Origin of the sequence: Pseudomonas sp. Teo4, from assembly GCF_034387475.1 — a bacterium.
GTDB lineage: Bacteria > Pseudomonadota > Gammaproteobacteria > Pseudomonadales > Pseudomonadaceae > Aquipseudomonas.
The window spans coordinates 1-9,375 of record NZ_JAXCIL010000008.1 but is presented as its reverse complement, the minus strand read 5'-3'; the positions used below and the strand labels follow the sequence as shown (position 1 = coordinate 9,375).

Here is a 9,375-nt window from a genome sequence, read left to right as displayed (position 1 = left end):
ACGCTCGCTCTCAAAACCACCCCACCACTATTGCCGAACACTTCCTGGCCTGTGCCACTAATCCCTCAAATCCGACTCATGAATCGGGTTCGCCCGGCTGGTGGCCCGTTGATACTGCGCCGGCCAGGTCGCCTTGTTGCCGCCCAGGTCGTCGTCGGCATGCAGCGGCCAGTACGGGTCGCGCAGCAGTTCGCGGGCGAGGAAGATGACATCGGCCTGCCCGGTGCGCAGGATGTGCTCGGCCTGGGCAGGTTCAGTGATCATGCCGACCGTGCCGGTGGCGATTTCCGATTCCTTGCGTACCCTCTCGGCGAAGCGGGTCTGGTAGCCGGGGCCGGTCGGAATCTCGGCATTGACCGAGGTACCTCCGGAAGACACATCGATCAGATCAACACCCAGGGCACGCAGGCGACGGGCCAGTTCGACGGTCTCATCCGGGTTCCAGCCATCCTCGACCCAATCGGTAGCCGACACCCGGACGAACAGCGGCAGTTCCGCCGGCCAGACCTTGCGCACGGCTTCGGTCACCTGCAGGGTCAGGCGGATGCGGTTTTCGAAGCAGCTGCCGTACTCGTCGCGCCGCTGGTTGCTCAGGGGCGAAAGGAACTGATGCAGCAGATAACCATGGGCGGCGTGGATTTCGACCACCTTGAAGCCTGCCGCCAACGCCCGCTTGGTGGCGTCTACGAACGCACCAATGACGCCTTGGATTTCATCCTGGCTCAGCTCATGCGGCACGGTGTGCTTGGGGTCGAAGGCAATTTTCGAAGGCCCCACCGGCACCCAGCCGCCCTCCTCGACCTTGACGCTGCCCGGCTTGCCCAACCAGGGCCGATAGGTGCTGGCCTTGCGACCGGCATGGGCCAGCTGAATGCCTGGAACGGCGCCTTGGGCGGTGATGAAACGGGTGATGCGTTGCAGCGGAGCAATCTGGGCATCGCTCCACAGACCGAGGTCTTCATCGGTGATACGCCCGTCGGCGGTGACCGCGACGGCTTCGGTGATAACCAGCCCCGCGCCACCGACCGCGCGGCTGCCAAGGTGAACAAGGTGCCAGTCGTTGGCCAGGCCATCGGCGGCGGAATACTGGCACATCGGCGAAACCGCGATGCGGTTGGGCAGGGTTAGCTGACGCAGGGTGTAAGGCTCGAGCAGCAGGCTCATGAGGGCACCTCCCAAGGACTCCAATGGTGATCCGGCTCGGACACTCATGCACGTCCCTGGTCCGGTGCCGGTCTTTCTTCAGACTAGACCAGATTGGTTGGGATCGGGAAAGCGATGTCTCGCCCCGCGAAACAAGCCCCCGACACCTGAAAAATCGGCGCCTCATCGAATCAGGTACTACCGCGCCCACTAACTCACCCGCTTGTGCTGTACATAAGAATTTTCCTACCGGTACAACTCCAAAGTTTTACTCAGGCCTGGGAAATTCTTTTCAACCTGTAGGACTGACTTCCTATTTCCTACGTTCCGTGAAGGAAATAAATTTAGCTCTGCAAATCATAACGAATTACTCCAACAACTCACCAACCTAACAAAAACCATGAACATGAGCGAAACATTCACAGCTGACGACATAAAGACCATAGATGACGCAATCACTGAAAAAGAAAAAACCAAGATCATCCAGGCATTTTCGAATGCTTCATGGAGACTTGACTGGCCAGTGAGTTCAACCCCATTTGCACGTCCATGCTGGCACTTCTTTATTGCCGGCAGTAAACGCTCAACATTAGAGTCCTGCGAGGATGAGCTGACCAACAACGAAACATGGGGATTTCTTATCCACATATGGAGGCGCATAAGATCCACCCACTTACAAAACTCAACATTATTAGGTGTTTATGCGAACGGCCAGACATTTGGTCAAGACAGCCCAATCCATAGAGACAATTTGGCACATGAATCCGGGAACACGATAGTTCTGTTTTGCAATGACTTCTGGGCGACCTCGTGGGGTGGCGAACTCACCTTCTGCAATAACAGCAAGGATGACCTCATCGCTGCTGTACTTCCCAAGCCAGGGCGCATTACGATATTTAAAGGCCAGATCCCACACCGCGCGAGGTGTCCATCTGTAGATTGCGACCGTTTACGAATAACAATTGCATTCAAGACAATAAACAAGGAGCCCTCTAAATGACCAATAGAATTGAAATTTTCGTAGGCATGGTAGACCGAGTTGGTAAACCAGGATCCCAAGCTGGGGCAGCAGCAGCGGTTCACGACCAATTCAAAACGGATCAGAAGGGATTTTCATTAATAGTTCAGAGCACCCAAACGGGCGCTGCGGTTGCATCTGTGCTGTCTGTTACGCAAATGACAGCCGGCTCCGTACCATTTATCAACATCGCAACCAATACCCTTGCCGGCACTGTTACATTCCTCAAAATTGTGGCCGAGTATAAGTCCGATGCAAAGCTCAACCATGGCGACGTGATTAGCCTCGTGGGTAATGCCGCTGGTGTGGTCGCGAGTTTCGCACTACTGGCAGCAGCGCCTGGGGTCGCTGGGTTCTTCACTGCCGTAGCAATAGGAGCCACCCTATTCGGTGTCTACAACTCTGAGCTAGCAAAAAACATTCATGACAACGCCATCGTACCCATCGTAAATGCACTGAAAAAACACAACATTACTAATGAGCCCGCAATCTCTCTGCTCGCTCCAGACCTGACAATTACAGATCCCAACAGGATAAAAAGCCACTTTGGAGGGATCATCAAGGTCATAACCTGGAACCCTAAAACATCCGCTATTGTTCTCGACACCAAAAAACTAGAAATATTGAAAACACAAGCTAACCAACAAACAGTGCCCTTCGGAGGCAACACTGTACCAGCCACAGCTTTTTTGCCCCTGCTAAAAAACAGAGGCACTACAATAACAATAGGAATTGAGAGTTTGAACGGACGGCGCTTACCTGGCCCTATCCCCTCTATCACTACAAGAGTTGTAAGCACACAAGATAACTATGCGTGCTGCACTGCCCCAAAGCAAGACAAATACCACTAAAGGAGGCTCAACATGTTTACCTGGCGCTCATGGCTCAAATTAATGCGTTCACTCGAGCCACACAAACGCGTCAAGGTGCTGACTTGGTTAGGTATTCTATACCTATGCTTAACGCCCGTTTTTCTAATTGGTTGGGAAACCGATCCTGAGCCAATCGGGGTGCCGTGGCCACGGATTCCTGCAACGCTGAGCAGCAATGTCAAAACCTGGGATTACGACCACTCCCTCTACACCTTCGCCGTTAAGCATAAAACGCCAGAAGGAAAAACACACAAAGTCTGGTTATACTCGAACAAAGCACTCTTTGACGCAGCAAACATCACACCGACTACTCCACTATTTGTGGACATTGAAAACACGAAATCCAGCCCTGCTGTTAGTCGACTCGTAACAGAAAAAGGGGTGTCTTTATACGATCCGTCACTGAGAGCACAAACCATCAAAACCAATAATTTGAAAGCGATGGAACCCATATTATTTTTTTCAGTGCTTGGCCTTCTCTCATTTGCAGGAGCCGGAGTACTTCACTATAAAAACAAAAGACACGATGAAGCACAAACTGGGGCCAGCTAAAGGCCGATCGCACTCCACTCTTACGATTTGATACCGAGCGATGGCCGCCCCAATGCGGGACGGCCATACAGCGAAGTCGGTAAAATCAACGCGGCTCCATATGCGCAATCATCAACTGCACCGTTTCATTACCGCGAAACTCGTTCACATCCAGCTTGTAGGCCAATTCGACCCAACGTACCGTTGGGTTCGGCCAGACTTCGCGGTCAATCCCGAAGGCAATACCATCAAGCCTCACAGCACCACATTCACTCTTGAGCACCACCTTCAGGTGCCGCTCGCCAACCACCCGCTGTTCGACCAGCTGGAACACGCCATGGAACAGCGGCTCGGGGAAGTGCTGGCCCCATGGGCCGGCGTTTCGCAGGGCCTTGGCCAGGTCGAGGTGGAACTCTTCGACTGCAAGGGTGCCATCGGACAGCAGGCGGCCGGTCAGGTCGTCCTCACGCAACTGGCGACGGACTTCCTCGTCGAACGCCTCGGCAAATGCCGGGAAGTTGCCTTCGGGCAAGGAAAGCCCGGCGGCCATGGCATGCCCGCCAAACTTGCTGATCAGCTGCGGGTGCCGCGCCGCCACGGCATCCAGCGCATCGCGAATATGAAAGCCCGGCACCGAACGCGCCGAGCCCTTGAGCATGCCTTCTCCTGCATCGGCAAAAGCGATGGTCGGGCGGTGGTAGCGCTCCTTCAGGCGCGAAGCAAGAATCCCGATCACACCTTGGTGCCAGTCGGCATCGAACAGGCACAGGCCATAAGGCATCGACTCGACCGGCAGGTCCTTGAGTTGGGCCAGCGCTTCGCGTTGCATGCCCTGCTCGATGGACTTGCGGTCCTGGTTCAAGTCATCCAGTTGCTGGGCCATGTCCAGGGCCAGGGCGGCGTCTTCGCACAGCAGGCATTCGATGCCCAGGCTCATGTCGTCCAGGCGTCCCGCCGCATTCAGCCGCGGGCCGAGAATGAAGCCGAGGTCGGTCGAGGTGATACGCCGATGGTCACGCCGAGCGACTTCCAGAATGGCCTTGAGACCTGGGCGCGCGCGGCCGGCACGAATGCGCTCGAGGCCCTGGTGAACCAGAATGCGGTTGTTGGCATCCAGCGGTACCACGTCCGCGACGCTGCCCAGCGACACCAGGTCCAGCAGCTCGCCGATGTTCGGCTGGGCTTGCGTCTCATAGCGCCCAAGGCTGCGCAGGCGTGCGCGCAAGGCCATGAGCACATAGAAGATGACGCCGACCCCTGCCAGCGACTTGCTCGGGAACTCACAACCTGGCTGGTTCGGGTTGACGATGGCGTCGGCGTCCGGCAACTGCTCACCCGGGAGGTGGTGGTCGGTGACCAGCACCTTGAGCCCCGCCGCCTTGGCTGCGGCCACCCCGTCCACGCTGGAGATACCGTTATCGACGGTAATCAGCAACTGCGGCTGGCGTTGCAACGCGACCTGGACAATCTCCGGGGTGAGCCCGTAGCCGTATTCGAAGCGATTGGGCACCAGGTAATCGACATGGGCCGCACCCAGCAGGCGCAGGCCGAGCACACCCACCGTACTGGCGGTGGCGCCGTCGGCATCGAAGTCGCCCACGATGAGAATCCGCTGGCGCTGGTCCAGCGCTTCGACCAGCAGGTCTACTGCCGCCTCGATGCCCTTGAGCTGCTGATACGGCAATAGCCGCGCCAGGCTTTTGTCCAGCTCAGCCTCGGACTGCACGCCACGGGCGGCGTACAGGCGCGTCAACAACGGTGGCAGGTTCCCCAGAAATGGCAGGGTCGGCGGCAATGGGCGAGGTTCGATACGCATAAGGGCTTCGGCAGTCAGTGTCTATTGAAGGTCAGCCACGCTCGCCGAGCAGCCACTCCAGCTGCACTTCGTGCTGGCCGCGGTCATCGGTGACGAAGACCGTACCTTCGCTGATCATCACGTCCCACTTGATGGTGCGGGGCATGTCGGTAGCCAAGGTTTCCAGCACTTCTTGCGGTACAGCGGCGATGCTGAGGTTCTTCAGGCCTTTCACCGCATCCACCACTTTGTTCTGCCAGACACGCAGGCTGCCGTAGGCCAACAGGCTGGTGCGCTCGGTGCGGCGCGAGCACCAGGTCAGGCGATCAGCGTCTGGCTGGCCGACTTCGATCCAGTGCAGGATGCGATCATCCAGGCTTTTTTCCCACAGCGCGGCTTCGTCTACATCGGACAGGCCACGACCAAACGACAGGTTCTCGTTGTACCAGAGTGCGTAGGCCAGCAGGCGCACGGCCATGCGTTCCTCGGTTTCGGAAGGGTGACGAGCAATGGTCTGCCTGACGTTTTCGTACACGCCACGGTCAAGGTCGGTCAGATTCAGTTCGAATTTGTAGGTGGTGGACGGCTGGGCCATGGTCGACGGGCTTCTTGCGCAAAGAAAAGTGGCACAGTCTAACCGATCCGCGACGTCGTTGCCGCGCAGCAGTATCTGCCGCCTGCGACCTATGATAAAACCACCGCTCTGCCCAGTTGCCACGGATGCCACATGCCTACGCCCAGCAAACCCCTCGCCGGCCTGAAAGTCATCGAACTCGGCACCCTGATTGCCGGCCCGTTTGCCTCGCGCATCTGCGCCGAATTCGGTGCCGAGGTGATCAAGGTCGAGTCCCCCGACGGCGGCGACCCGCTGCGCAAGTGGCGCAAACTCTACGAGGGCACCTCGCTGTGGTGGTTCGTCCAGGCCCGTAACAAGCAGTCGCTGACGCTGAACCTCAAGCACCCGGAAGGCCTCGAAATCCTCAAGCGCCTGCTGGCCGAAGCCGACATTCTCATCGAGAACTTCCGCCCGGGCGTGCTGGAAAAACTGGGCCTGGGCTGGGACGTGATACATGCCCTCAACCCGAAGCTGGTGATGGTGCGGCTGTCCGGCTTTGGCCAGACCGGGCCGATGAAGGACCAGCCAGGTTTCGGCGCGGTCGGCGAGTCGATGGGCGGGCTACGCTACATCACCGGTTTCGAGGACCGCCCACCAGTGCGCACCGGGATATCCATCGGTGACTCGATCGCCGCACTTTGGGGCGTGATCGGGGCGTTAATGGCCCTGCGCCATCAGGAAGTCAACGGTGGCCAGGGGCAGGTCGTGGACGTGGCCTTGTACGAAGCGATTTTCGCCATGATGGAAAGCATGGTCCCGGAATTCGATGTGTTCGGCTTCATCCGCGAACGCACCGGCAACATCATGCCGGGCATCACGCCCTCCTCCATCCATACCAGCGCCGACGGCAAGCATGTGCAGATTGGCGCCAATGGCGATGCGATCTTCAAACGCTTCATGCAGGCCATCGGGCGCGACGACCTGGCCAGCGACCCGAGCCTGGCCACCAACGATGGCCGCGACCTGCGACGCGACGAGCTGTACGGGGTGATCGACCGCTGGGTCAACAGCTTGCCGTTGGAGCAGGTCATGCAGGTGCTCACCACTGCAGAAGTACCGGCAAGCCGCATCTATTCGGCCGAGGACATGTTCAGCGACCCGCAGTACCTGGCGCGCGAGATGTTCCTCCAGGCCCGCCTCCCGGATGGCAAACCGTTCAAGATGCCCGGCATCGTGCCGAAGCTGTCGGACACGCCAGGTTCCACCGAGTGGGTCGGCCCGGCGCTGGGCGAACATACCGATGCCGTGCTCGCAAGCCTTGGGTACGACGCAAACGCCATAGCCCAGCTGCGCCAGACGGGCGCGGTCTGATACTGCCGCTGCCGCCCATGCGAGCACCTTGTCTGCTTCGATGGCTAACGGGTCTTCTCGGTCTACTGTTTGCCCTGGCGACAGGGCCGGTACTGGCCAAGGAGCGACTGCTGTGGCTGGTTCGCGACCTGCCACCGTTCACAATTCTTGAGGGTGCGGAAAAAGGCCAGGGCGTCATTGACCGCCTGTTGCCACAGTTGATCGCGCAGATGCCGGAGTACGAGCACGACATCGTACGGGTCAACCGAGCCCGCGGTATCCAGATGCTTCAAGACCCGCGCACCCTGACCTGTGACCCGACATTGCTCTGGACACCGGAACGCGAGAAGTTCGTGCACTTTTCCATACCGTCACTGGGCGTGCTGAGCGGTGGCCTGCTGGTGCGCAGGCAAGACCAGGCGGTGGTCGCGCCGTACCTGCTTGAGCAGCAGGTGGACCTCAAGCGGTTGCTGACCGACACTCAGCTAAAACTGGGTATCGTCGCCGAACGCAGCTACAGCGCCCAGGTCGACGCGATTCTGCGCCAACTGCCCGATGAGGCCTTCAGCCGGCATTACGGCAACGACGCCACTGCCAGCCTGTTGCAGATGCAGGAAAGGGGGCGCCTGAAGCTGGTGCTGGGCTATCGGCACGAGGTGAGCTACCTGACCGGGCAGCAAGGGGGCTCGAAAGATGACTTCCTGTTCTACCCCATCCTCGGTGTGAACCGCTTCCAGTTCCTGCATGTGGGTTGCTCGGACACACCATTGGGACGGCAGGCGGTCGCGCATATCGACCAGTTGCTGCCCGCGCTGCGCCAGAACACGCTGCCGGAATACTACGCACGCTGGCTCGACCCCGAACAACGGGAGAGCTACCTGGAACAGAGCCGACACTTCTTCGACACCCCATGAAAAAGAAACCCCGGGACGCTGGGGAGGACGCCCGGGGCCAATCGAAAGCCCTCATGGGCTTCCCGTGACAACCTGCCATCACCGGAGCGAAGTACTGGCTGGCTGCCCTGTTGTGTCTGATCCCCTCCTTCAGGCAAAGGTTCCCTGACTGGAGGGACGCTGTTGCAGCGCCGAAATCACACAGGGCTGCAAACGACCTTCTGCGATCTGCAGGTCGCGGTGCAGGCCATCCACCAGATCGATCAACAATCGCTGCTCCTGCAACTGGCGCAGGCTGACGGTACGCCGCAGCGTCAAGCCACCAAGGCTGTCGAACACGCTCAACATGCGATTACCGCTGGCATCCGCTGTACCGAGGTCCGTTTTGTAAGGAGAAAGGGCGTCATTGAGCAGCCTGCAGATTCTTTCCATCCGGTTCACTCGCTGGGTGGTGGGACATGAAGGAACTGACCAGCGGACGCAGCGCAAAGTTCGCTAAAACGCGTTCGCTTCAGTGAGCATGCGTGGGCGAGATGACAGTTTGAATACGCTGAAGCGCCTGTTGCCAGCGTGGCATCGGCAATGGCCAAGGCAGCTCGGCCAACACCCAGAGCCCACGCCGACGGGCCTCGCAGGCAAGGTTGGCGCTGTCTTCGCCCGCTTGGCCGACGAACAACAAGGCACGCGTGCAGCGATTGCGCGCTATACGCTCCAGCAAGGCCATGCCGCCTGCCACCGGCATGGCGTGGTCGAGGATCAGCACATCGGCGACGGGCTCGCACTCCAGGCAGGCATACAGGTCGGTGAGTTCTGGAATGACGCGCACGTTGAAAATGCCTACCGAATTGCAGGCCTGGTGCAGGAGGATCTGGTGAGAGGGGCGTGGCTGATGAAGCAACACATAAGGCTGACGCATGAACCGCTCCTGATGGGAGGACCGGTCACTCTAGGCGGGGCGTCTTAGGCCTTATATAGGAGATATCTGAAAGGGCTTTCGGAAGATTCGTTAACGATAGGTTCGCGGTGCTACCTATCGCCGCGGCTTGTCGCGACGACGAACCGCGGCGATGAGGCCAGTACAGGCGCTACAAGAAAGTATCTCCTGCAGGAGCCAACTTGTCGTAGTGCCGTATTACAGCGGCTTGCCGCGGTTGCCGTGCTGGCTGACGAAGGCCTGGACCGCCTTGAGGTCGTTGGCCAGTACGGTGCAGCGCTCA

General features: G+C 58.8%; 11 protein-coding genes. 5 read left to right on the top strand and 6 right to left on the bottom strand.

From position 1 onward, the window contains the following. Positions 1–57: 57 nt before the first annotated feature. A complete protein-coding gene (locus tag PspTeo4_RS29680; RefSeq protein WP_322367159.1) occupies positions 58–1,164 on the bottom strand; it encodes an NADH:flavin oxidoreductase/NADH oxidase in 1,107 nt (368 codons plus the stop codon). A 385-nt stretch (positions 1,165–1,549) separates the two neighbouring features. On the opposite strand from PspTeo4_RS29680, the gene PspTeo4_RS29675 reads away from it, so the two are divergent. Genes PspTeo4_RS29675 through PspTeo4_RS29665 form a run of 3 tightly spaced genes read left to right on the top strand, consistent with a single transcriptional unit; the run spans position 1,550 to position 3,585 of the window. Next, positions 1,550–2,143, top strand: a complete 594-nt coding sequence (locus tag PspTeo4_RS29675) for a 2OG-Fe(II) oxygenase (protein ID WP_322367158.1) — start codon at positions 1,550–1,552, stop codon at positions 2,141–2,143. After that, positions 2,140–3,012, top strand: coding sequence for a hypothetical protein (locus PspTeo4_RS29670; RefSeq protein WP_322367157.1), 873 nt, complete (start codon positions 2,140–2,142; stop codon positions 3,010–3,012). Before PspTeo4_RS29675 ends, PspTeo4_RS29670 begins: the two co-directional genes overlap by 4 nt. 12 nt (positions 3,013–3,024) lie before the next feature. After that, positions 3,025–3,585 carry a hypothetical protein gene (locus tag PspTeo4_RS29665; protein ID WP_322367156.1) on the top strand — a complete coding sequence of 187 codons (561 nt, stop codon included), beginning with the start codon at positions 3,025–3,027 and terminating at the stop codon, positions 3,583–3,585. Positions 3,586–3,670: 85 nt separating this feature from the next. Here PspTeo4_RS29665 and recJ read toward each other — a convergent pair whose 3' ends face one another. Both recJ and PspTeo4_RS29655 read right to left on the bottom strand, forming a co-directional pair. Continuing rightward, entirely contained in the window at positions 3,671–5,380 is a 1,710-nt protein-coding gene (recJ, locus tag PspTeo4_RS29660) for a single-stranded-DNA-specific exonuclease RecJ (RefSeq protein WP_322367155.1), read from the bottom strand. Between the two features lie 31 nt (positions 5,381–5,411). Further along, complete coding sequence (locus tag PspTeo4_RS29655; RefSeq protein ID WP_176513648.1) at positions 5,412–5,954, bottom strand: YaeQ family protein; 543 nt, start codon at positions 5,952–5,954, stop codon at positions 5,412–5,414. 132 nt (positions 5,955–6,086) lie between these two features. Here PspTeo4_RS29655 and PspTeo4_RS29650 point away from each other — a divergent pair, with 132 nt between their 5' ends. Next, complete coding sequence (locus PspTeo4_RS29650; protein ID WP_322367154.1) at positions 6,087–7,286, top strand: CaiB/BaiF CoA-transferase family protein; 1,200 nt, start codon at positions 6,087–6,089, stop codon at positions 7,284–7,286. Between the two features lie 17 nt (positions 7,287–7,303). Continuing rightward, positions 7,304–8,179: a TIGR02285 family protein gene (locus tag PspTeo4_RS29645; RefSeq protein WP_322367153.1), complete on the top strand. Its 876-nt coding sequence runs from the start codon at positions 7,304–7,306 to the stop codon at positions 8,177–8,179. 129 nt (positions 8,180–8,308) lie between these two features. Here the strand turns inward: PspTeo4_RS29645 and PspTeo4_RS29640 are convergent, their stop codons facing one another. The 3 genes from PspTeo4_RS29640 to PspTeo4_RS29630 form a co-directional block, all read right to left on the bottom strand. Further along, entirely contained in the window at positions 8,309–8,590 is a 282-nt protein-coding gene (locus PspTeo4_RS29640) for a DUF3509 domain-containing protein (protein WP_322367161.1), read from the bottom strand. Between the two features lie 79 nt (positions 8,591–8,669). Next, entirely contained in the window at positions 8,670–9,074 is a 405-nt protein-coding gene (locus PspTeo4_RS29635) for a histidine kinase (protein WP_322367152.1), read from the bottom strand. A gap of 216 nt (positions 9,075–9,290) precedes the next feature. Next, positions 9,291–9,375 (bottom strand): hypothetical protein (locus PspTeo4_RS29630; RefSeq protein WP_322367160.1); only part of this gene is annotated, 85 nt, incomplete at its 5' end.

Excerpts from the sequence above, each read along its gene's own strand:
- recJ (WP_322367155.1), bottom strand. The coding sequence starts at position 5,380 with ATGCGTATCGAACCTCGCCCATTGCCGCCGACCCTGCCATTTCTGGGG.
- PspTeo4_RS29675 (WP_322367158.1), top strand. The coding sequence starts at position 1,550 with ATGAGCGAAACATTCACAGCTGACGACATAAAGACCATAGATGACGCA.
- PspTeo4_RS29670 (WP_322367157.1), top strand. The coding sequence starts at position 2,140 with ATGACCAATAGAATTGAAATTTTCGTAGGCATGGTAGACCGAGTTGGT.
- PspTeo4_RS29635 (WP_322367152.1), bottom strand. The coding sequence starts at position 9,074 with ATGCGTCAGCCTTATGTGTTGCTTCATCAGCCACGCCCCTCTCACCAG.
- PspTeo4_RS29650 (WP_322367154.1), top strand. The coding sequence starts at position 6,087 with ATGCCTACGCCCAGCAAACCCCTCGCCGGCCTGAAAGTCATCGAACTC.
- PspTeo4_RS29680 (WP_322367159.1), bottom strand. The coding sequence starts at position 1,164 with ATGAGCCTGCTGCTCGAGCCTTACACCCTGCGTCAGCTAACCCTGCCC.
- PspTeo4_RS29645 (WP_322367153.1), top strand. The coding sequence starts at position 7,304 with ATGCGAGCACCTTGTCTGCTTCGATGGCTAACGGGTCTTCTCGGTCTA.
- PspTeo4_RS29640 (WP_322367161.1), bottom strand. The coding sequence starts at position 8,590 with ATGGAAAGAATCTGCAGGCTGCTCAATGACGCCCTTTCTCCTTACAAA.
- PspTeo4_RS29655 (WP_176513648.1), bottom strand. The coding sequence starts at position 5,954 with ATGGCCCAGCCGTCCACCACCTACAAATTCGAACTGAATCTGACCGAC.
- PspTeo4_RS29665 (WP_322367156.1), top strand. The coding sequence starts at position 3,025 with ATGTTTACCTGGCGCTCATGGCTCAAATTAATGCGTTCACTCGAGCCA.